We start from the raw sequence: 22,241 nt of genomic DNA on the forward strand, positions 1-22,241 counted from the left end.
GGATACCGTCTTAGCGTTTCATCTGCGACAGAATATTGCTGCACTGGTTTTCCTCGCCTTCCGACGGGGAGATCAGCGCCAGCAGCGCGGCAGCTGGCGTCACCAGCGTAGCCAGCGCAGCGGCCACGGCACCACGGGCGATCAGCGGACCTGGCTTAACGCCCGCTTGCGGATCTTTGAACGAACCCCGGACGTATAGCGGCGAGCGTAGCGTGACGATACGCACGCCCTTACTTTCCGGATTGATGGTCAGATCCAGCTGTTCCGCCGCCATGCTGGCGGTGCCGGTCACGTTGATAATGGCGTTTTCCGTATCGAAGGCGAAAATACGCGGTCGCGCCACGCCGTTCACCAGATCCATGTTCGCCGCCGCGCAGTTCACCCGCACTTCATCGTCGCCGAAGATCTGCCCGACAATAAAGTTACCGACGTTCAGCCCAAGAATTTCCATCAGGTTGCGACTGATCACCCCGTCGTTCATCAGCAGTTTGAGATTACCGTTACTGGTGCCGAGCAGCGCGGCGATAGAGTTACCGGTGCCGCGGAATTCCGCGTCGCCATTCATCTCACCGATGGTTTTCTGCATCAGTTCAACATCCGGCATCAGCTGTTTTAGCTTCAGTCGGCGCGCCTGGATTTCTGCGCGGCCCTGCATCGGCTTTTTGTCGCCTTCCAGATGAATATTGGAGTTGATGGTGCCGCCCGCCATGCCGAACTTCAGCGGCTGCAAACGCAGATCGGCATTTTTGAGAATAATATGGGTGGTGAGATCGCTCAGCGGCAGCGAGCTGCCGTGCTCAATGCGACGTCCTTTGAAGCGCACATCGGCGTCCATCACGTCCCACTTGTCGGTTTCGAAACGGTCATACGGCAGCACTTTGCCCGCCGGCTGGTTGCTCTTCTCGCCTTTTTTCTCTTCCGAGCGTTTTGACTGTTCCGCGCCTTTGCCGCTGTCCACCCCGATTAACGGCCCCAGATCCGCCAGACGCAGCTGACGGGATTCCAGATCGCCTTCCAGCTTCGGACGCGGTTTGCCGGTGGTATAGGTCAGCGAGCCGTGAATGTCGCTGTCACCGATGCGGCCATTGAAGTTGCGGTAATCATAAACCGAGCTTTTTTCAGCGTCGATTTTTGCCACCAGACGCCCGTCGGTTTCAAACGGCGGGGTGTCCGGCAGCAGTACGCCGGTCAGATCGTAGAGTTCGCCCAGCGAGTCGCCGGCGAATTTCAGCTTCAGATCGACGCCGCCCATTTTCATCGGATCGCTCACCGTGCCGACAAAGGCCACGCGGGTATTACCGGAGCGGAAATCTGCCTGAACCGGGAACGGTGTGCCTTCGCTTTTCAGCGCCAGCATACCGCCGATCTTACCGCTGCCAGTCAGCGGCTGGCCGTTGTAGCGCCCTTTGGCTTTCAGGCCGAATACGTAGTCACCGACGTTCGCGTTTTTATCTTTATCCGAACCGGTCACTTCGTTGAATGGCAGCGGTTTGCCCAGCGGATCGACCATGATCTCAATGTCCGCACGGCTCACTTTATCGTCAATATCTATACGTCCGCGGTCGAACAGAATATTGTCCAGCTGGAATGACCAGGACGACGGCTGCGCGTTTTCATCTTTTGGCTTGCTGTCGCTGGCGAGGTTAAAGGTCCAGTTGTTGTTCTTTTCTGAGAGCCGGATCAGCCGCGCGTCTGGCTGCTGGAATTTGATCCACGGCAGGTACACGGTTTTGGTGAGCAGCGCCAGCGGTGCGAGCGTCGCTTCGACGCGCGGCAGATGCACCATGGTCACCGCAGGAATATCGGGGGGATTGCCGAGCACCACGTCTTCAGCGTGCACGTGCGGCCAGGGGATCCAGCTGCGCCAGCCGGTTTCCTGTTTCTGGCGTTCCCATACCACGCCCAGGTCGCCGCGAATGGCAAAGGGACGGTTCAGCTCCGTCGACACTTTTTCGTTGATTGTCGGTTTGAGCCGGTTCCAGTCGAACGTCGCAATGATAATGATCGCAATGGCGATCAAGACCACAAGGGTTCCAATGACGGCGGTGATGATTTTGCCGGTTTTAGTCATGCCTGTATCCTTCCTGTCTTCTCCTGCCTGTCATAAAGATAGCTGAGACTGACAAAAAGGGCAGAATGACTGCGTAATCAGGCAGATATTACCGCCAGGATTTACAGCGACAGGATCACACGGTCAAGATTTTCCAGCGGAACCGGACGGGAGAGGAAGTAACCCTGTGCGGCTGCGGCAGGCGAAGCCTGTACGTCGCGCCACTCTTCCAGCGTTTCAACGCCTTCCACAATCACACCCTGACAATAGTGGTTCATCAGGTGCAGCAGTTGGGTGAACAGATTGCGGCCTTCCGGGGTCTGACGCAGCATGATAAACAGATCGCGGGCGACTTTAATGTAGTCGTAACGCACTTCGCTCAGCGCCGAGAAGTTCGCCATGCCGGTGCCAAAATCATCCAGCCACAGCGGGCCAATCTCACAAATGGCGGCAAAAGAGACATCATCCGGCAGGCGGATGTGCTCCACCAGCTCGAAGCGCAGCCACGGCAGGGTATTAATCAGCTCGATCAGCGGTTGATACTGGCGCATGGCCAGCAGCGTCGGCCCATCGACGTTCACTGACGCCAGGATGCCGTGCTGCATAAAAAAATCATGCTGCCGGGCCAGCAGTCTGACCTGCTCTTCAACCACGTCAACACGCTGACGCACCGCCACTTCCGCGAAGTAGCGATCCGGCGCAATGCGCTGGCCGGGATCGGACGGGTGCGTGACGATAGTCAGGACCTCAATCGCCATCAGATGGCCGTCAGTTTTGTAGATGGGCTGATAGGTATAAGCACGTTCGCACTGCAACCAGTACCGTCGCTCCTGCAAGCTTTCAACGCTTGCCTCCGGAATGTTTAGCTGCTGGATAACCTGCTTTAACTTCATTATCAGTCTGCCCTGTTGAAATGAGTGAGTGGCCTGTCGGAACTCGTCATTGAGTTATCGGCGGGCAGCCACAGAACTTTATGTTCACTTAAAAGGCAATGTGGAAAAACTGAATGCAGAATCTGCACGGAATACGCGCCAGCTCAAAAAAATTATGGAACGTTGTTTTAATATGATTGACCACGAAACACCCACAACGCAAACTACTGTCCATCATCCCGATTCAGGTTACGACTATGTCCAGGAAAATTGCCGTCATTGGCGAATGCATGATTGAACTGTCACAAAAAGGCTCCGAGGTTAACCGTGGCTTTGGTGGCGATACCTTAAACACCTCCGTGTATATCGCTCGCCAGGTCGAACCTGAGGCTCTGACGGTGCACTACGTCACCGCGCTCGGCACGGATAATTTCAGCCAGCAGATGCTGGACGCCTGGCAGAGTGAGAACGTGGATACGGGCCTGACGCAGCGCATGGAAAACCGCCTGCCGGGGCTGTACTACATCGAAACTGACAGCACCGGCGAGCGCACCTTCTATTACTGGCGTAACGAAGCGGCGGCAAAATTCTGGCTGGAAAGCGAACAGTCTGCCGCCATCTGTGAAGAGCTGGCGACGTTCGATTACCTGTATCTGAGCGGCATCAGCCTTGCGATTTTAAGCCCTGCCAGCCGTGACAAACTGCTGTCGTTGCTGCGTGAATGCCGCGCCAATGGCGGCAAGGTGATTTTCGACAACAACTACCGTCCGCGCCTGTGGGCCAGCAAAGAAGAGACGCAGCAGGTATATCAGCAGATGCTGGAATGCACCGACATCGCGTTCCTGACGCTGGATGATGAAGACGCCCTGTGGGGCCAGCAGCCGGTGGAAGACGTGATCGCCCGTACCCATGCGGCGGGTGTGACAGAAGTGGTGGTCAAACGTGGCGCAGAATCATGCCTGGTGTCGGTTGCCGGTGAAGCGGTGATTGACGTACCGGCGGTGAAACTGCCGAAAGAGAAGGTGATCGATACCACCGCGGCGGGCGATTCCTTCAGCGCAGGCTATCTGGCGGTGCGTCTGACCGGTGGCGATGCAGAAGCGGCGGCAAAACGCGGGCATCTGACGGCCAGTACGGTGATCCAGTATCGCGGGGCGATTATTCCCCGCGAGGCGATGCCGCAGTAAAAATAACATCCCCTCACTCCGGCCCTCTCCCACTGGGAAAGGGTTAGGGTGAGGGAAAACGCCTGGTTCTAGCGCTGGGCCGGGGGAATATCTGACACGTCCTGATGCACATCATCATTCACCGGGACGGGCGCATGCGTGGCGGGCAACATAATGTTTTCCCAGGTGGCCTGCAGATCCTTCATGTTGACCTCCTGCTCACCCTTCGGCTGTAGCAATACCAGCGCCATTTCCTGTGACAGCTGCTGGCGCAGATCCTGATTCAGCATCTCCAGCGTCAGGCTGTTCAGGAAATCCTGACGCAGCTTCTGATACTGCTCCGGCGCAATATCCACCACCTGATTTTGCAGCGAACGCATCCGCTGGCCGATCAGCACGTCGGTATCGGTGCGGGCGTAAGTGGCAAACAGTTTTTGTAGCTCCAGATTCTTTTGCGCGACCAGCGCATTGAACTCTTCTGCCGACAGACCGTTATCCCGCACTTTCGCCAGCTCACGCGCGATGGTGCCGAGGTTACTGTTCAGCTTGTCATTCGGGGATTCAACGTTGATGGCGCACTGGGCGCGCTGGAAAAGCACCCGGCAGTCAAAACCGAGGCCAATCTCTTTGGCGTTGTTTTTACTCAGCGTCTGCTGCACATGCCAGAACAGCGCTTCGCGGGCTAAATCGGCGCGCCAGTAGCGTAACAGAGCAGAGGATTCGCGGATGGGCTGCCAGGCGGTGTCCCACATAATAGAGAGCCGATCCTGGCGTACCGCGTCACTCATAATACTTACAGATTCTCGCGGCAGTGGCGATAACGTCGGTACCGGTGCTGGCGTGCTGCGTTTACCCTTCAGCTCACCGAAGGTTTTGCCGATCTGTTCCGAAACGGTGCGGCTGTCGATATTGCCCACCACGATCAGCGTCATGGCATCCGGGGTGTACCATTTCTGATAGAACGACTTCACCTGTTCGGCATCCACTGGCTGTTTTAGCACATCAGCAGGATCGTGGCCCAGCAGGGACGAGCCTTTCAGACGGTAGCGCCACCAGCTGTCTTTGGTATCCAGCGGCCAGGTCGCCACCATATCCTGATTCGCCAGCGCATGGTTGACGGTTTCCGGGGTGATGGTCAGCTTGCCTGCGGTATCAGCCAGATACGCCAGCGACTCTTTCAGCAGGTCGTTACGGTTATTGGGCAGACTCAGATTAAACAGCGTGTATTCGTAGGAGACCACGGCGGGCGGGAGCGGGCGTTTCGGATCGATGCCCTGCTGCCACAGCGAACGCGCCTGGGCAGGCTCAAGGCCGCCGCTGTGCGTCAGCGCAATACGGGGAATAACATGGCTAAACCCGCTCTGCTGGGTACTTTCGGTGAGCGAGCCGGTATTAATTAACAGGCGAATTTCGACACGATCGCTGGGGCGCTGTGGGGTGGACAACACCTGCCACTGAAAACCATTCGCCAGCGTTCCCTGTTGCCAGGCCGGGTCGGGCTGGAGCGCATCCGCCTGCACATGACCGGCGGCAACCATCATCAGCAAGCCGCCAGTGAAGAGTCGAATTTTTGTGCCCTGCATGTGAACCCCTGATCAACATTCCTGGTTAAATGACCGCCCCATTGCCGGGCAGTCTAAGAGATGACGACAAACACTTCGTGTTAGACAGCGTAAAAAGCGAAACGTCACGTCGGGAAGTGAAATTTTGGGTAATTATGCGCAGGTGCCCGCCGCACCACAAGGGACGACGGGTCTAAGTGGCGAAATTATGAGGAGATTTCTTGAGTTTTGCCATCTGGCGCACGCTTATTGAGCACGTTCGTCAGTTGTTTTTCATCGAGTTGTTTAACCCATTTTGCCACTACCACAGTGGCAACACCGTTACCCACCAGGTTGGTCAGCGCACGGGCTTCCGACATAAAGCGGTCGATGCCGAGGATCAGCGCCAGACCGGCTACCGGTAAATGTCCGACTGCCGAAATGGTCGCCGCCAGCACGATAAATCCGCTGCCCGTGACCCCTGCCGCGCCCTTCGACGACAGCAGCAGCACCACCAACAGGGTGATCTGATGGAAAATATCCATATGGCTGTTGGTTGCCTGGGCGATAAACACCGCCGCCATCGTCAGATAAATAGAGGTACCGTCGAGGTTAAAGGAATAGCCCGTCGGGATAACCAGCCCCACCACCGACTTTTTGCAGCCCAGCTTTTCCATCTTATCAAGCATGCGCGGCAGCACGGATTCTGACGACGACGTGCCGAGCACGATCAGCAGTTCTTCGCGGATATAACGGATAAATTTGAAAATGTTAAAGCCGGCAGCGCGGGCGATGGATCCCAGCACCACGACCACAAACAGAATACAGGTGATGTAGAAGCAGGCGATGAGCTGCCCCAGTTGCACCAGCGAACCGACACCATATTTACCGATGGTAAAGGCCATCGCGCCGAATGCGCCAATGGGTGCCAGACGCATGATCATATTGATGATGCCGAAAATGACCTGCGAGAAGCTTTCGATAACGTTAAAAATCAGCTGGCCTTTGTGTCCCAGGCGATGCAGCGCAAAACCAAACAGCACGGCAAACAGCAGGACCTGGAGGATATTGCCGCTGGCGAACGCGCCGATGACGCTACCGGGGATGACATCAAGCAGGAAAGGAATAATGCCCTGCTGTTGCGCCTGTTCGGCATAAACCGCCACCGCTTTAGCATCAAGCGACGCCGGATCGACGTTCATGCCCGCGCCAGGCTGTACCACGTTAACGATAATCAGGCCGATAATCAGCGCGATGGTGCTGACCACTTCGAAATAGAGCAGCGCCACCGCACCGGTACGCCCTACCGCCTTCATGCTTTCCATGCCAGCGATACCCGTCACCACCGTACAGAAGATGACGGGGGCGATGATCATTTTGATGAGTTTTACGAAAGCATCGCCAAAGGGTTTCATTTGTGCGCCAATGTCCGGCCAGAAATGGCCGAGCAAAATACCGATGGCAATAGCGGTCAGGACCTGAAAATAGAGGCTTTTAAACAGTGAGGTTTTCATAGGGTGTCCTTGAAGTAAAAACCACAGGCCTTGTAGGGTTTAGGTTTGCCTGCGGCTTTAAAATAACACCCGATAAACATGACAGAAATAAATTTACTTCAAATTTGAAACAACATTGTTAAGAACTTTGAACTGACTCGCACAAGCGTAAAACAGACTATTCCTTGTCGTCTTCCGGCGAGGCGGCAAAATAACGGGCTTCAAACGCCTCCGGCGACATGGCAGGGGCGAATAAAAATCCCTGCGCCATACTGACACCCGCCGCGGCAAGCCACTCGCGCTGGGCGTCGGTTTCCACGCCTTCGGCAATGATGCCAAGGTCAAGGCTGCGCGCCATATGGATAATCGCTGATACCATGCTGCTATCGTCCGGCAGGCCGTCGACAAAGGTTTTATCCACCTTCAGCAGATCCACCGGCAGCGATTTCATATGGTGTAGCTGGCGCAGGCCTGCATACCCCATACCAAAATCATCCAGCGCGATACGCACCCCGGCGTTACGCAGCGGGCGCAGAATGTCCACCGCCGTCTGGGGATCGTCAATGCGACGACTTTCGGTCACTTCAAGGATCAGCGTACCCGGCGCAATACGATAGCGGTTCAGCAGCGCCAGCAGATCCGGCACCATCGCATGATGCATCAGTTGCAGCGCTGAAAGGTTCACCGACAGCGGCAGCGTAATGCCGCGCGCCTGCCAGGTGGCCAGCTGACGACAGGCCGCCTCCAGCACCCGGTAACCCACGGTCACCATCAGACCGGCATTTTCGATGCGTTCAATCAGCCCTTCCGGCAACGTCCAGCTGCCGTCCGGCTGGCGTACGCGCAGCAGCGCTTCGGCACCCTGCAGGCCACCGGTGGCCAGCTCAACCTGCGGTTGCAGCCAGATGGTGTACTGATGATTATCCAGCGCGGCGAGTATCGCCTTATGGGCCGATCCGGCTCCCGGACGGTTCGCCTCGTCGTGTTGCGGCAGTGCCAGTTGTTGATGACGGTTATAGCTGCGTACCAGCATGCCAATTTCATCATCATGGTGATGGCGCGGTAGCGCGAGCTGATGCCCCGGCTGTTCATGCTGCGGTAGATCGTTCAGTTCACGCGCAATGCGGCGCAGCGGGTGCACAATCAGGCGGTTGATACACCAGGTGATCGCCACGGTGATCATCAGCGTAAGCAGTAAGTAAGCCGTCACTAACGTCGACAGCGTACTCATCACGAATTTATACATGCGGTACGAATCCGCCTGTAATACCAGATACGCCAGCGGCTGCGGGTTAGCCGGACGTTGCAAAGAGTAGATGGGCAGTGAGATCTGCACCGGCAGTTCAAACAGCCGGGTAATAGTTACCGGCACCGGACGTTCAGGAATAAAGCGCATGCGCAGCGCCTGGAACTGGTTGGGCAGCACGACATCGGCACGGCTGACCACGCCCGCCGGCTGAATACCTTTCAGGATGGTTTCTGCGTCAACAATATCGCCTTTCAGGATGGCGGAGGAGAGTGGCTCGCGCACCGAGCGGGCAATGCTTTCCAGTTGCGTGGCTGTGTTATAGCGGTTTTGCTGCACAAAATGAAAGAGCAAAATAACGCAAAAAATGAATACAAAAAGCATAGAGACGGCTGACACCATCGCCATTTGTTTAATGGTTAATGAACGGCTGACGCGCAAATTGTTTCTCCGGAATACTCTTAACACGAAAAGTAACCAGCTGTTACCTTACCGCCGCCAGAGTATACCCTATCGCGGCGTCATTAAGAGACTGTCCGGGGGATATAAGATAATTTTACATTCCCGTTACCAGTCAGCGTAAGGCATCAGCGGCTGTGGCGGCATATCCATATCGCCCTGCCAGCCCGTATCGGAGTAGCGAACAAAAATCATCCCGTGACTGGGGGTATAATCTTTCGCCTGCTGAATATCAATACCTGCGCCTATTGACCATTTCGATGAGATACGCCGTTCAACCAGCGCATGGGCGGTGTAACCGAAGCCCCGACTGCTGCCGCCCGCTGCGCTTTGTTCGCTGGCAACCGTACGATAAACATCCGGGATAATGTTTAGCACCGGGTACGTGATTTGCTTTTGGGTACGGGAATGTGACCAGGACCCAGAACCGCCCAACTCCCACGACCAGTTTTCCGTACGCTTACGCCAGGTTACCGGCACCGCAAAAGAGACATACTCCTGCGGGCTGTAATAGCCGCCCTGACCAAGTGAATAGCCACTCAGATCTTTGTCGTAGTGCCAGATCATATTGTTCAGGCCGACGGTCATACGCTCGTCGTTTTTATTGATAAGCTTGTAGTAATAGCCCGTCATCCAGCGCACACGCCAGTTATCTGCCACGTTTTTGCCGGTGAGCGTGTCTGCATTCAGACTCGCCCAGACACCGTGCGCTTCGCCGCGATCGTAACTCATGCTCACACCGCCGCCGCTGGCCCGCACGCCACCCCAGGTTTTCCCCGTACCGCCACGATTATTATCACTATCGTCCGGATCGTACTGATAACCTTTGGCGTCCTTCTGGCCGCCAAACGCCAGCAACGAGCTGGAAATCGCGCGGCGATGCAGATTTAGCGTATAACCTACAGGCCCCAGGTCGTTGCTGTAACTGAGTCCACCCACCACATCAACGACCTCAAACCCCATCGGCGTAGTGCCAATATCCATATTCCAGGTATCGTTACGCCAGCCGACAGCCACGCTGGTGCCATTATCACGCTGATTGTTATCGATACTGTCACAGCCCAACTGCCCACAGGTTCCCCAGTTTGGGTCGTAATTTCCGTTCTTATTCCGGCTGAACGTCCCGGCATCCATATTCACCCTATCGGTGCGGAAGAACATCCGCCCGTCGGCCAGCGGGGCATCGGCCTGCAACATGGTGGTATGCATTTTGAGATCGGAGTAACCCCCCGTCCCATCCGAGCGGCCGTAATCATGGCTCAGAGTGACGTTCACGTCCTGCTGGCGATACAACTCTGCTGCATCGCTGCGCACACCGCGCCTGAGCCAGTCATCTTTCTCATCGCTGCGCGTAAGCTGCGTAAAGGCGTCGTTATCCTGCGGTCGCACCGGCGTGATACCGGCCGCCACCATCGCGTCTTTATAGCCTTCCAGCGCCTGCTGCGGTTCACCCGCGGCCTGCGAAAGCCGCGCGGCATCGCGCAGTACCAGCGCACTGTCCTGCGACGGCGGCTGCGATTTGGCCTGCGGTACCAGCCGGGCGAAGGTCTGCTGCGCCTGGACGGTATCGCCCAGCTGCGCCTGCACCAGCGCCCTGCGCCGCTCGGTATTCATCGATAATGGCTGCGCGGCGTCAGGGGTGATTTTCGCCAGCTGCGCCCGTGCTTCCATCGGGTTGCGCTGCGCCAGCGCCACTTCCGCCAGGCTCAGACGGGCATCCAGATTATTCGGTTCTTTTGCCAGCACGGCGTTATACAGGGCGCTGGCGGCAGGGTAGTCGCCGCGCTGCTGCGCCCAGTCGGCAAGGGTTAAATCAAGGGACGCGGACGCGGGCTGCGCCTTCAGCAACGCCATTGCCGCGGGTTCATTGCCGCTGTCGCGCAGCTGATTCGCGCGGGCCAGCAGTTGATTGCGTTGCAGGCGCTCTGCCAGCGCCTGAATAGAGGGCGTCCACTGACTTTTTGGCAGCGTATTGAGATGCGCCAGCGCCGCCAGGCCCTGATCGTCATTGCCGGACAAGTACAGGCCATACGCATAAACCTGTTCGACGTCGTTCGGCTTTTGCGCGGCCAGATCGCGCATCTGCGCGTCGCCCTGGGCGCGTTGCCCGGCGTTACGCAAATCGCTCGCCAGCCGGTAAGTGATCCACACGCTGCCCGCATCCAGCGCCAGACGCTGGCGCTGTACGTCAGCGGCCTGCGCCCACTCGCCACGATTTTCCAGCGCTTCCGCCTGCTGCGCCAGACGGTCGCCCGTCATGCTGCGTTCAATGTCATCAATGCTGCGCCGCTGGCGGGTATTGAGCGTCTGAATAAATGCCTGCGCTCGCTCAGGTGACTGCGCCCGATAAAGGTTCGCCAGCCCGCGCACCGCATTGCTGTTCTCGCTGTCCATGCGCAGCGCCTGCCGATAATAGCGTTCGGCGTTGTCGCTTTCTTTACGTGCCAGCGCCGCATCACCCAGCCCCAGCACCGCGTAGCTGTCGGTGTTATCCACCTGCTGCGCCTGCTGATAGAAGCGAGTCGCCGCGGCGGGATTGTTGGCTTTCAGCGCCGCGTCGCCCTGCTGGATCAGCAACCAGTAGCGGTTGGTCTGCAACAGACTGTCCCATTTACTGCGGTTGCTGCTTTGCGGAGCCAGCGCAATGGCTTTTTGCAAGTGTTCCACCGCGCGGGCGCGATCGCCTTTCTGGGAATAAGCCTGACCGAGCGCGCCAATGGCTTCGCCGTCACGCTCGTCGGCGCTGACTGCCTGTTGCAGCGCGCTAATGGCATTGCTGCCCTGCCCGGCGTCCACCGCCGCCAGCCCCTGTGAACGGGCACGAAACGCCGGATCCGCCAGCTTCTGTTGCTGTTCGGCCAGTTGCTGGCGCGCCATCTCGACGTTATCACCCTCGCTGAACTGCGCGAGGAAGCGTTGCAGCGCCTGCACGCTGGCGTCACTGACGGGCAGATCTTTGATTTGCTGGTACCAGATGGCTGCCGCAGCATCGCGGTTGGTGCCAGATTTCGCCATCTGCTGAAGGACCGCATAGCCTTCATCCGGGCGGTCGCTGGCAAACAGCAATTGCGCGAGGGCATTTTGCAGCTCGCCATCGCCTGGACGGCGGGCATTCAGGGCTTTGAGCTGATTGATAGCTTCATTGCGGCGGGCCGGGATTTTTGCCACCTGCACCCAGTATTCCCGCGCGATCTCGCCGGGAGGCGGATTGCCGTTAAACAGTTTGTCGTACGCGGCAATCGCCTCCTGCGTATGGCCGGTGGTGCCCTGCAAACGCGCTTCCTGCAATGCCTGACGCCCCTCCGGGGTGGAGAGCGTCATGACGCCGCGGGAGTCGCGCAACGCGCTGGAGTCCGGCGCCAGTTGCTGAAGTCTGTCGAGCTGCTTTTGCGCCCCCGCGGTATCGCCCTGGCGCAGCAAATAGCGAAAGCGCGCGGCAATAACGTCCGGGTTCGCCGGATCGATAAGCTCCAGCCGGTGCAGCGACTGGCGCACCAGATCGTCCCGTTTTGTCGCTTCGCCCAGCCGCACCTGATTCAGCAGTTGCTGCTCCGCGCCCGACGCGGCATGCAGGTTCGGCATCACCGAGAAGCCGAGCGATAAAGCAATAAAACGTAGCGTTAACCTGCGCATGACGGACCCCGGTATCGCAATTTATTCATGGTCGCCGTCAAGACGACGACGGCTAATGATGCGCAGCAGACGCCACAGCACCCAGGCCAGCAGGACAACGCTCACCGCTGCCAGCACCGCCAGCAGGATCGGATGGTTAGAGAGTGCATACCAGATGCGCTCAAACCACGGCAGATGACCGACATAATAAATATCACCAACCCGCAGGCCATTGACGCCCGATTCGCGGATCACCGTGACCGAGCCATACATCGCAGCGCGCTTGCCGGTGTCGTTCATCGCCTCGTTGAGCAGGCTGTAACCACGCGGGCTGTCGGCCAGCAGCGCAATCACACTGCGCTGCTCGTTATAGGGCGACTGGAAGCCGATAATCGCCGCCATCGGACCGCTGGAGCTGACCGCGGTCTGCGTATCGGCCTGACGATCGTTGACGTCCGGCATAATGGCCGGGAACGTTGTCTGCCGCTGCGGCGTTTTCACCCAGCTTTGCGTCGCCTGTACCAGCAGATCGATGCGCTCATCGTTTTTCAGTTTTTCCGGCAAGGTGCCAATAATCAGGATGTCTGCATCTTTATTGGCCAGCTGGCTGCCATCGTTGGTCAGGGTGACATTTACCGCCGGCAAGCCGGTTTGCGCGCCGATGCCGCCCATCGAATCCAGCAGCGTGGTGAGCTGGCCTGGAGTCGGCTGCGCGGGCAGCACCACCAGCGTCTCAGAGAGATCCGCCATCCGGCTGAACGGGAAGCCCGCATTGGCAAAGGCGCGCAGATCCGGCATGGCCATAAAGTGATAATACTTCGAGAAATCAATCGTCGAGTCGTCGCCGATCACCACGCGGTTTTGCACCGGCTGGAAGGTAATACAGTTGTCGATAGTGCCGCCCGGCATCGGGTTCATGTACTGGAAATCGAAGCGCAGCTGGTTGAGCGCACCGAGTTTCAGCGCCGGGATTGTCACTTCGGTTTTACCGTCCAGCAGACCCTGCAATACCGGCAGGCGCAACAGCAGACGGTTTGAGTCCTGGCTGCTGGTCAGGCTGAAGGATTGCAGGAACTGATTATTCAGGCTGATGTCCATGCGCGAGCTGTCTTTGGTCGGCGGCGCGGTATAGCGGTAATTGAGGTTCATATCAATGCCGCTGCTGCGCAGCAGATAGAGATCTGGCGGCAGACTCATCGCGACATTAATGGACGCAGGCTGTAAGCCGGTGGACTGCAACTGCTCCTCATAGGTTTTCAGCTCGCCAAAGGAGATCGCCCGGTCGGTGCGCACCCAGTTTGGCGCATCGTAAGGTTTACGCGCCAGCAACGGTTTCACGTCATCCACCACCACGCGATCGCCGCGGAACAGCAGATTGCCCTGAGCAATGCCCTTCGCCGCCTGCAGGATGTCTTTGTCATCGCGTCCGAACACCACCAGCACTTTCATAAACGGGTTAGTCGGGTGGTCCATCATCATCACGGTCGGTGCCGTGACGGGCGGCACATCACGCAGGAACGCCGGGCGTTTGTCGTTAGTGGCAAAGACAATGGCATTCCTGTCCGGCAGCGCATCATACGACACCGGGAACTGCTGACCGCGCCAGCCGGTCCGCGAGCCAAACCACGACGCCACAATGCTTGCCGCCTGTTGCTGCGCCAGCGCTGGCGCACCGGCGAAGACCATCGGCAGGTTCAGCGGACGGTTATCGCGCGGATCGAAGAAGGGTAACGGGAAATTCGACAGATCGTTTTTCAGCGTCAGTTTTTGATAGGTGAGCGCCAGCGAGCTGTTGCGTCCGATGTCCATCCACAGGGTGCTGCTGGCCGGGTTTTCACAGACGTCGCGGTAATGCCCGACGAATTCCAGCCGCACACGGTTGAAATCGGTGATGTAAAGCGGATCGATGGCGACTTGCGCCTGCGTTTTTTTACCCAATTGCTCTTTGGTGACGGGCAGAACGCCCATCAGTTCGTCGTTCAGATAGACCTTAAGCTGCGACTGCACGGGCAGCAGTGAAGGCGACGGCGTATATTCCAGATTCAGCAGCGCTTTTGACACGACCTCATCGCTGCGCATACCGAATTCAACCCCACTATCCGGATTCACACCGCGCAAGATCATGCTGCCCGGCGGCGGGGCGATCTGGGCGAACGTCAGGGTGACGTCGCGGGTAGGCGCATTATCCGCCACGATCGGCGCATTCGCGCCATTCACGCCGGGCATCACCTGCCCCACTGGCGTGGTCTGCGCTTCAACCGGCGTCTCCGGGATCATCGATTCCGGCTGCGTCGGCGCAGGCGTGGCGGCCCCTTCTGTTGCTGGCGTCACCGTCGGCACCACGGGCGCTGCCGTTGCTGCCGGACTGGCGGGCGCCGCCGAGGTCATCGCATACGGGAATGCACTTAATCCCACTACCACTGCGCACATCCAGGAAAGTTTTCTTTTCATCGCATTATCATCATTGTTGAGCCTGTCACGAACCCGGTTGCGGTATTACCACGTCCCGCTCGGGGCGGCGCGGAACGAACGACACAATCCAGGAAACCAGTGAAGTGAGGGACCGGAAAATCATTTTTACGGACGAAGGTGCAAATTCTGCAAGGTGGCGATAGCCACGGAAACCTAACTTGAGAATATCCATCAAACTTTCCATCGGTTTATCTTCCGGGAAGCTGTCCTGCCAGAGTGCCCAGGTATCGGCGCGGGCAAAAGTACACTGAACAAAATCAATATGTTGACGGGTGGTTAGCGGCATCAGTTGCAGGCCGATTTCGTTGCCTGAAACGCGCACTACCTGCGCCGGGAAGGCATATTCCTGCTGACCGCGTTTGAGCAGCAGGTTCACCTTCTGCCCTTCCAGCACCTGCGCCTGGCCGTTAATTTTGATCCCCAGCCCGCCATCCGAGAAGTCATGTACGGTGCAGGAGAAAAGATGGCCGTCTTCGCGGGCAATGGCCGCTGGCATGGAGATTTCAACCCGGTGGGCGCGGCGCAGCTGTTTGCTCTCGACCGACACCGCTACCGCCCCGCCGAGCACCACCAGGTTATAGAACACCCAGACGATACTGACGAAAACAGTAAGAATTTCGTTCTCCGGCCCATAGAAATAGCGCCAGACCCCCACCATCACGCCAAAAATATTCAGCAGTACGAGGAATATGTACGGTCGGGAGATCACCCAGTCGACGTACTCCTCCTCCACCAGTCCCCCCTTGGCGGTCACGTTAAATTTCCCTTTATGTGGCGCGAACAGGGCGACCATGGTGGGCGGCGCGATATACCAGGCCAGCACCGTTTCATAAATTTCACTCCAGAACGAGTGCCGGTATTTGCCCTGAATTTTGGAGTTGGTCAGGCTGGCGTGGATCATGTGCGGCACCACAAACAGCGCAATCATCAGCGCCGGGGCGTAAATGATATAGGCGTGAAGCAGCAGAAACGCCAGCGGCGCAGTCAGGAACACCAGTCGCGGAATACCGGACAAGAAGTGGAACATGGCGTTCACATAACAGAGCCGTTGCGGGAGCTTGAGTCCCTTACCGAACAGCGGGTTATCAAGGCGGAAGATCTGCACCATACCGCGCGCCCAGCGGATACGCTGCCCGATGTGCGCCGACAGGCTTTCCGTCGCCAGCCCCGCCGCCTGGGGAATACGCATATAGGCCGAGCTGTAGCCAAGGCGGTGCAGACGCAGCGAGGTGTGCGCATCTTCCGTCACCGTTTCCACCGCAATGCCGCCAATCTCATCGAGCGGCGCGCGACGGATCACCGCGCAGGAGCCGCAGAAAAAGGTCGCGTCCCACATGTCGTTACCGTCCTGCACCAGCCCGTAAAACAGCGTGCCTTCGTTCGGGGTTTTGCGGAAGCGACCCAGGTTGCGCTCAAAGGGATCCGGCGAGAAGAAGTGGTGCGGCGTCTGCATCATCGCCAGTTCCTTTTCTTTCAGGAACCAGCCCATGGTCATCTGCAAAAACGAGCGCGTGGGTACGTGGTCGCAGTCGAAAATCGACACAAACTCGCCCTTCGCGTATTTCAGGGCATTGTTGATGTTCCCGGCTTTGGCGTGCTCATGGGTGGTACGGGCGATGTATTTCACCCCTACCGTCTCGGCAAACTGGCGGAAGGTTTCGCGCCCGCCGTCATCAAGGATCCAGATGGTCAGTTTATCTTTCGGCCAGTCGATACCCAGCGAGGCATAAATGGTGTTTTTCACCACGTTCAAATCTTCGTTATAAGTCGGTACGAAAATATCAACGGTCGGCCACTGGGACATATCTTTTGGCAGCGGCACCGGCTGGCGGTTTAGCGGCCACACCACCTGGAAATAACCGAGCACCAGCACCACCCAGGCGTAGGTTTCTGCAATAAGCAGGATTAGACCGCAGACCAGACTGACCGGATCGTTCCAGTTAAGGGTGGAGGTGTAGCGCCACCAGATGTAACGACAGGAGACGGTGAGTGACAGCACGATGAGCATCAGCGCCGAGAAGCGTCCCGGAATGCGCCGCACCATCATCGCCACCGCCCACAGCAGGATCAGGAAGATAAACTGCGACATCGGATTAAACGGCTGAGTAATACACAGCAGCGCCAGCAGAGAAGAAAACACCACAATCACGCCGAGAATAATACGCCGCAGCCGCGGATGCAGATGCCCCAGCTCTTTCTGGTGATCCAGATGGCCGGTCCTCGTGCTAAACCGCTGCGGCAGCGCGTCGAGCCAGGCATGGTAACGAGCCATAAAGTGCGAAATACCGGAACGGCGGCGTTTACGCGGGCCGTCATCCGGGCGCGGTGTGGGGGTGATCAGCAGCCACAGGGTTTGCAGCAGGTAGCGAAGCGGATCGAGGGGACGCGGGCGTTCGGAACGAATATGCGGATAGAGCTCACGGTGACGCTCGCGGATCGCCTGCCAGCGCGGGTGTTCAAGGGGCAGAAAAAGCCAGGCGAGGATCGCCCACAGGCAGCCCAGGGCGGCGCTGAACGCCGGCGCGCCGTGGCTGCGATAAAGCTGGTAACGTGCGCCGAGGCGTTCGCTGACCGGGGGGATCAAAAGCCAGGCAGAAAGGCGGCTCATAGCTCGTTCCCGCCTGCCGGAGCGGGTGTATCAGACGTCGGCGTTGCCGCATGCAGCAGACACCAGTTCGCCAGCGTCATGATCTCTTCGGCGGCCAGCGAGTCCATGCGATATTCCCCCAGCGGTTGCTTGGCGGCCAGGCATTCGGCCATCGCCTCATCGCGGTGGATCACCGTTGGCAACAGGCGGCGCTGGGTTTGCAGCCATACCTGATACAAATCATCCTGTAGCTGACTGCCGATGCGCAGATCGTTAATCAGAATATGCGCCCCTGCCGGTAACGCCTGCTGATGTAAACGTACATGACAGTTGCTGTCTGGCTTAACGACAGCGATCGTCTGGTCGCACTGTTCAAGGATCAGGCGGGACAGCGGGTTCTGGCCGTGGGGCAGATCCACCAGGATCCACTGATAATGGCTCTGTGCTTTTAACTTTTGCAGGATCGGCCCGATACCGCTTAGTGCTTCATGCAACAGGTGCTGGTTTTCCGCTTCGCCTGCGGTGAGTTGACCAAACGGCAGCAGATCCAGTTGCGAGGTGTAGCGCTGACCGGCGTCGCGCCAGTCCTGTCCGTCCAGTAACGCCCGCGCCCAGCCCGCGGGCTGGGTAAAATCGACGTTATAGGACAGGCGCAGCAAGTTATCCGGGCAGGCATCCACGATCAGCACAGCTTCCCCAAGCATGTGCAATGACCAGCCCAGTGCCGCGGTGACCGACGTGGTGCCCACGCCGCCGCGTATGCCCTGTAATCCCAGAATGGCCATTCCGGCTTCCTTATGGCAGTTGGGAGAATTCAGCGAGCAATGGCCAGCGTTTAATCGCTGCCGCCAATTGTTCCCGTTGGGAAATATCGGTGTAGTCTATTTCAGGCAATGAAAACACCCGGCTCAATGCCTGGAAATCATTCTGCCAGGTATAGTTCAACGCCGAATCTTGCGAATTAACGGTTTCATTATTATTCATTTTTATCGTATCGCTTTGAATAAAAAACTGGTGGAAAGCGTTTATCCGCTTGCCCGCTGCAAAAAATGCGTTCACATGCTAAATCTGATGCGCTTTAATTTCAATGTTAGGTTTATTTCTTTGCTTTCGCTAGTAAACTGAGGTAACTGACGATCTTGAACAAGAGGGACGCGATGGACCCCATATTTTCTATTGGCATTCAGTCCATGTGGGATGAATTGCGCCATATGCCTGCCGGAGGGGTCTGGTGGATAAATGCTGACCGGCACGATGACGCGGTAACGCTGATTAATCAAACCATTGCCGCACAGCCTGTGGAAAGCAAGGTTGCGGTGATCAGCATGGGTAAGGAACCTAAAAATATCATCAAACTGGACGAGCATCACGGGCCAGAAAAAATCCGTCTCTTTTTTATGCCGGAAAAAGAAAATAGTCTATACTCGCTTGCCCCTGATTTACTTTGTTCAGTCGATCCCCATCATCATTTATTTATCCTGCTGTGTTCCAGCAATGCCTGGAAAAATATATCCAATGATAATTTACGCGTATGGCTTGAGAATATTCATCGATGGGTAAAATACCACAATTGCACGCTGCTGATTGTTAACCCCGGAATCAATAATGATAAGCAGTTTTCCTTTCTGACGGCGGAATATCGCTCATTATATGGCCTTGCCAGTCTGCGGAGTCAGCAGGATATTCACCTGTATGACATCGCGTTCTGGTGTAACGAAAAAGGCGTCAGCGCGCGCCAGCAGCTTATTCTTGAACCACGGGGCGACGGCTGGCAATTGGCCCGTCAGGAAGAAGCCACCGTGCAGCCGCGCAGCGACGAAAAACGTATTTTAAGTAATGTTGCCGTACTGGAAGGCGCGCCGCCGCTTTCTGAATACTGGTCGCTGTTTGATAATAATGAAGCGCTGTTTGAAGAAGCCCGCACCACCCAGGCCGCAACGGTCATTTTTTCGCTTACGCAAAATAATCAGATTGAAAACCTCGCGCGGCAGATCCACTCCCTGCGTCGTCAGCGCGGGAGTGCGCTGAAAATCATCGTGCGTGAAAATATCGCCAGCCTGCGCGCCACCGATGAGCGGCTTTTATTAGGCTGCGGCGCAAACATGGTGATCCCATGGAATGCGCCCCTGTCGCGCTGCCTGACGCTGATTGAAAGCGTGCAGGGCCAGCAGTTTAACCGTTACGTGCCAGAAGAAATCACCACACTGCTGACCATGACGCAGCCGCTGAAACTGCGCGGCTTCCAGACGTGGGACATTTTCTGCGATGCCGTCGGTAATATGATGCAGAACACCCTGCTGCCGCCGGATGGTAAAGGGGTGCTGGTGGCGCTGCGCCCGGTGCCGGGGATCCGCTTAGAACAAGCGCTCACCTTGTGCCGCCCGAATCGCGTCGGGGACATCATGACCATAGGCGATAACCGGCTGGTGCTCTTTTTATCCTTCTGCCGGGTCAACGATCTCGATACCGCGCTAAACCATATTTTCCCGCTGCCCATCGCTGATATTTTCTCCAACCGCATGGTGTGGTTTGAGGATAGCCAGATTGCCGCCGAGCTGGTGAACATGCGCACATTGCAGCCCGAAAAGTGGTCTAAACCGCTGCCGGTTATCGACGGCCCGAATCCGATCCTCAATGCGGAGCACGATGGCCGCAGCTGGCGACGTATTCCGCAACCTTACCGCCTGCTTGATGACGCGCCGGAGCACACCTCATGATGACCCTCAGCGATATTATTCAGTTAGTGGTGCTGTGCGCGCTGATTTTCTTTCCCCTGGGTTACGCCGCGCGGCATTCGTCGCGCCGCATCAGAACCGTACTCCGCCTGATGTTTGTTAAACCGCGATATGTTAAACCCGCCGGAACGTTACGCCGGGCATCCACCGTCAAAGCAGACCGAAAACATGACTAATCAACACTCTATGACTTCTGCACCGTCGCCGCTGTGGCAATACTGGCGCGGGCTTTCCGGCTGGAACTTCTACTTTTTAGTGAAGTTCGGCCTGTTATGGGCGGGCTACCTTAATTTCCATCCGTTGCTCAACCTGGTGTTTATGGCGTTCCTGTTAATGCCGCTACCAAACTTACGTTTGCATCGCCTGCGTCACTGGATCGCCATTCCGCTCGGCTTCGCCTTGTTCTGGCACGACACCTGGCTGCCGGGTCCGCAAAGTATGATGAGCCAGGGCAGCCAGGTAGCGGGATTTAGCACGGAGTACCTGCTGGATCTGGTAACGCGCTTTATTAACTGGCAGATGCTTGGCGCGATCTTCGTGCTGCTGGTGGCCTGGCTGTTCCTCGCACAGTGGATCCGCGTAACGGTGTTCGTGGTGGCGATCATGATCTGGCTGAACGTGTTAACCCTTACCGGCCCGGTCTTCTCGCTATGGCCCGCCGGTCAGCCGACCACCACTGTTACCACCACCGGCGGTAATGCGGCGGCAACGGTCGCCACGGCGGGCGACAAGCCGATCGTCGGCGATATACCTGCGCAGACGGCACCGCCCACCACGGCGAATCTGGATGCCTGGCTGAACAGTTTTTATCAGGCGGAAGAGAAACGTAAGACGCGCTTCCCGGCCTCGCTGCCGGCAGACGCTCAGCCGTTTGAACTGCTGGTGATCAACATCTGTTCCCTCTCCTGGGCCGATGTGGAAGCGGCCGGGCTGATGTCGCATCCGCTGTGGTCGCACTTCGATATTCAGTTTAAGCACTTTAACTCCGCCACCTCGTACAGCGGCCCGGCGGCCATTCGTTTGCTGCGCGCCAGCTGCGGTCAGCCATCGCATAAAAATCTCTATCAGCAGGCGGGTAACGACTGCTATCTGTTCGATAACCTGGCGAAACTTGGCTTCTCGTCGCAGTTTATGCTCGATCATAACGGCGTGTTTGGCGGCTTCCTGAAAGAAGTCCGCGAAAACGGCGGCATGCAGGCTCCGCTGATGAATCAGGCCGGACTGCCGACCGCACTGCTGTCGTTTGACGGCTCGCCGGTTTATGACGATACCGCCGTGCTTAACCGCTGGATGGAGTCCGAAGAGGGCAAAAATAATCAGCGCACCGCCACCTACTTCAACCTGCTGCCGCTACACGATGGCAACCACTTCCCTGGCGTCAGCAAAACCGCTGACTACAAAGTGCGTGCGCAAAAGCTGTTTGATGAGCTGGATGCGTTTTTCACGCAGCTGGAAAAATCAGGTCGTAAGGTGATGGTGGTGTTGGCCCCGGAACACGGCGGCGCATTGCAGGGGGATAAAATGCAGGTTTCCGGTCTGCGCGACATTCCCAGCCCGTCGATCACTAACGTGCCGGTCGGTATTAAGTTCTTCGGTATGAAAGCTCCGCATCAGGGTGCGCCGGTGATCATCGATCAGCCGAGCAGCTTCCTGGCGGTGTCTGAACTGGTGGTGCGGGCGGTGGACGGCAAACTGTTTGTCGAAGACAGCGTGAACTGGGATCAGCTGACCAGCAATCTGCCGCAGACGGCGCCGGTATCGGAAAACTCGAACGCGATTGTGATCCAGTATCAGGATAAACCGTACGTGCGGTTGAACGGCGGCGACTGGGTACCGTATCCGCAGTGATAAGAATTCCCCTCACCCCGGCCCTCTCCCGTAGGGCTGAGGTATCCCCAGAAAAATGAAAGGCACGATGAAGTGTGATCTACTGGTTGCGCTAACAATACAGAAGAGACCTCATCGTGCCTTTACAGACAGTTTGCCACAAATTTTTCTCCTCGTCCTT

At 57.3% G+C, this 22,241-nt stretch carries 14 protein-coding genes; 4 read left to right on the plus strand and 10 right to left on the minus strand.

The features are described from left to right. Positions 1–10 precede the first annotated feature (10 nt). Together KW828_RS20340 and pdeH are read right to left on the minus strand one after the other, a co-directional pair. Positions 11–2,071 (minus strand): AsmA family protein, encoded by a 2,061-nt coding sequence (locus KW828_RS20340; RefSeq protein WP_218338066.1) that lies wholly within the window; start codon positions 2,069–2,071, stop codon positions 11–13. A gap of 101 nt (positions 2,072–2,172) precedes the next feature. Further along, positions 2,173–2,943: a cyclic-guanylate-specific phosphodiesterase gene (gene pdeH, locus KW828_RS20345; RefSeq protein ID WP_218338067.1), complete on the minus strand. Its 771-nt coding sequence runs from the start codon at positions 2,941–2,943 to the stop codon at positions 2,173–2,175. A 236-nt stretch (positions 2,944–3,179) separates the two neighbouring features. On the opposite strand from pdeH, the gene KW828_RS20350 reads away from it, so the two are divergent. Further along, positions 3,180–4,109, plus strand: a complete 930-nt coding sequence (locus KW828_RS20350) for a sugar kinase (RefSeq protein ID WP_218338068.1) — start codon at positions 3,180–3,182, stop codon at positions 4,107–4,109. A 68-nt stretch (positions 4,110–4,177) separates the two neighbouring features. Here KW828_RS20350 and KW828_RS20355 read toward each other — a convergent pair whose 3' ends face one another. The 8 genes from KW828_RS20355 to bcsR all read right to left on the minus strand — a co-directional run bounded on the left by KW828_RS20355 (position 4,178) and on the right by bcsR (position 18,482). Further along, the gene (locus KW828_RS20355) at positions 4,178–5,671 is read right to left on the minus strand and encodes a pitrilysin family protein (protein WP_218338069.1); all 1,494 of its coding nucleotides are present in this window, start codon (positions 5,669–5,671) and stop codon (positions 4,178–4,180) included. A 185-nt stretch (positions 5,672–5,856) separates the two neighbouring features. Next, a complete protein-coding gene (locus KW828_RS20360; protein ID WP_218338070.1) occupies positions 5,857–7,143 on the minus strand; it encodes a dicarboxylate/amino acid:cation symporter in 1,287 nt (428 codons plus the stop codon). Between the two features lie 157 nt (positions 7,144–7,300). Further along, positions 7,301–8,809, minus strand: a complete 1,509-nt coding sequence (locus tag KW828_RS20365; protein ID WP_218338071.1) for an EAL domain-containing protein — start codon at positions 8,807–8,809, stop codon at positions 7,301–7,303. 126 nt (positions 8,810–8,935) lie between these two features. Beyond that, a complete protein-coding gene (bcsC, locus tag KW828_RS20370; protein WP_218338072.1) occupies positions 8,936–12,460 on the minus strand; it encodes a cellulose synthase complex outer membrane protein BcsC in 3,525 nt (1,174 codons plus the stop codon). A 21-nt stretch (positions 12,461–12,481) separates the two neighbouring features. Further along, entirely contained in the window at positions 12,482–14,890 is a 2,409-nt protein-coding gene (bcsB, locus tag KW828_RS20375; protein ID WP_218338073.1) for a cellulose biosynthesis cyclic di-GMP-binding regulatory protein BcsB, read from the minus strand. 25 nt (positions 14,891–14,915) lie between these two features. Next, positions 14,916–17,519 carry a UDP-forming cellulose synthase catalytic subunit gene (gene bcsA / locus KW828_RS20380; protein WP_218338074.1) on the minus strand — a complete coding sequence of 868 codons (2,604 nt, stop codon included), beginning with the start codon at positions 17,517–17,519 and terminating at the stop codon, positions 14,916–14,918. Further along, a complete protein-coding gene (gene bcsQ, locus KW828_RS20385) occupies positions 17,516–18,283 on the minus strand; it encodes a cellulose biosynthesis protein BcsQ (RefSeq protein WP_218338075.1) in 768 nt (255 codons plus the stop codon). Before bcsQ ends, bcsA begins: the two co-directional genes overlap by 4 nt. Before the next feature lie 10 nt (positions 18,284–18,293). Further along, entirely contained in the window at positions 18,294–18,482 is a 189-nt protein-coding gene (gene bcsR, locus KW828_RS20390) for a cellulose biosynthesis protein BcsR (protein ID WP_218338079.1), read from the minus strand. A 173-nt stretch (positions 18,483–18,655) separates the two neighbouring features. Between bcsR and bcsE the strand changes: the two genes are divergently transcribed. From bcsE to bcsG, 3 genes are read left to right on the plus strand one after another with little or no spacing between them, the layout of a single operon-like run. Continuing rightward, positions 18,656–20,215, plus strand: coding sequence for a cellulose biosynthesis c-di-GMP-binding protein BcsE (bcsE, locus tag KW828_RS20395; RefSeq protein WP_218338076.1), 1,560 nt, complete (start codon positions 18,656–18,658; stop codon positions 20,213–20,215). After that, positions 20,212–20,409 (plus strand): cellulose biosynthesis protein BcsF, encoded by a 198-nt coding sequence (bcsF, locus tag KW828_RS20400; protein ID WP_088222348.1) that lies wholly within the window; start codon positions 20,212–20,214, stop codon positions 20,407–20,409. Before bcsE ends, bcsF begins: the two co-directional genes overlap by 4 nt. Continuing rightward, positions 20,402–22,081 (plus strand): cellulose biosynthesis protein BcsG, encoded by a 1,680-nt coding sequence (bcsG, locus tag KW828_RS20405; protein ID WP_218338077.1) that lies wholly within the window; start codon positions 20,402–20,404, stop codon positions 22,079–22,081. The genes bcsF and bcsG overlap by 8 nt, the downstream gene beginning before the upstream one ends. The last annotated feature ends 160 nt before the right edge of the window (positions 22,082–22,241 follow it).

It is taken from the genome of Enterobacter sp. ENT03, from assembly GCF_019218745.1.
Taxonomy (GTDB): domain Bacteria; phylum Pseudomonadota; class Gammaproteobacteria; order Enterobacterales; family Enterobacteriaceae; genus Enterobacter_D.

What these genes read in the sequence shown, in the direction of transcription:
- KW828_RS20340 (WP_218338066.1), bottom strand. Translation starts at nt 2,071, where the DNA reads ATGACTAAAACCGGCAAAATCATCACCGCCGTCATTGGAACCCTTGTG.
- pdeH (WP_218338067.1), bottom strand. Translation starts at nt 2,943, where the DNA reads ATGAAGTTAAAGCAGGTTATCCAGCAGCTAAACATTCCGGAGGCAAGC.
- KW828_RS20350 (WP_218338068.1), top strand. Translation starts at nt 3,180, where the DNA reads ATGTCCAGGAAAATTGCCGTCATTGGCGAATGCATGATTGAACTGTCA.
- KW828_RS20355 (WP_218338069.1), bottom strand. Translation starts at nt 5,671, where the DNA reads ATGCAGGGCACAAAAATTCGACTCTTCACTGGCGGCTTGCTGATGATG.
- KW828_RS20360 (WP_218338070.1), bottom strand. Translation starts at nt 7,143, where the DNA reads ATGAAAACCTCACTGTTTAAAAGCCTCTATTTTCAGGTCCTGACCGCT.
- bcsC (WP_218338072.1), bottom strand. Translation starts at nt 12,460, where the DNA reads ATGCGCAGGTTAACGCTACGTTTTATTGCTTTATCGCTCGGCTTCTCG.
- bcsB (WP_218338073.1), bottom strand. Translation starts at nt 14,890, where the DNA reads ATGAAAAGAAAACTTTCCTGGATGTGCGCAGTGGTAGTGGGATTAAGT.
- bcsA (WP_218338074.1), bottom strand. Translation starts at nt 17,519, where the DNA reads ATGAGCCGCCTTTCTGCCTGGCTTTTGATCCCCCCGGTCAGCGAACGC.
- bcsQ (WP_218338075.1), bottom strand. Translation starts at nt 18,283, where the DNA reads ATGGCCATTCTGGGATTACAGGGCATACGCGGCGGCGTGGGCACCACG.
- bcsR (WP_218338079.1), bottom strand. Translation starts at nt 18,482, where the DNA reads ATGAATAATAATGAAACCGTTAATTCGCAAGATTCGGCGTTGAACTAT.
- bcsE (WP_218338076.1), top strand. Translation starts at nt 18,656, where the DNA reads ATGGACCCCATATTTTCTATTGGCATTCAGTCCATGTGGGATGAATTG.
- bcsF (WP_088222348.1), top strand. Translation starts at nt 20,212, where the DNA reads ATGATGACCCTCAGCGATATTATTCAGTTAGTGGTGCTGTGCGCGCTG.
- bcsG (WP_218338077.1), top strand. Translation starts at nt 20,402, where the DNA reads ATGACTAATCAACACTCTATGACTTCTGCACCGTCGCCGCTGTGGCAA.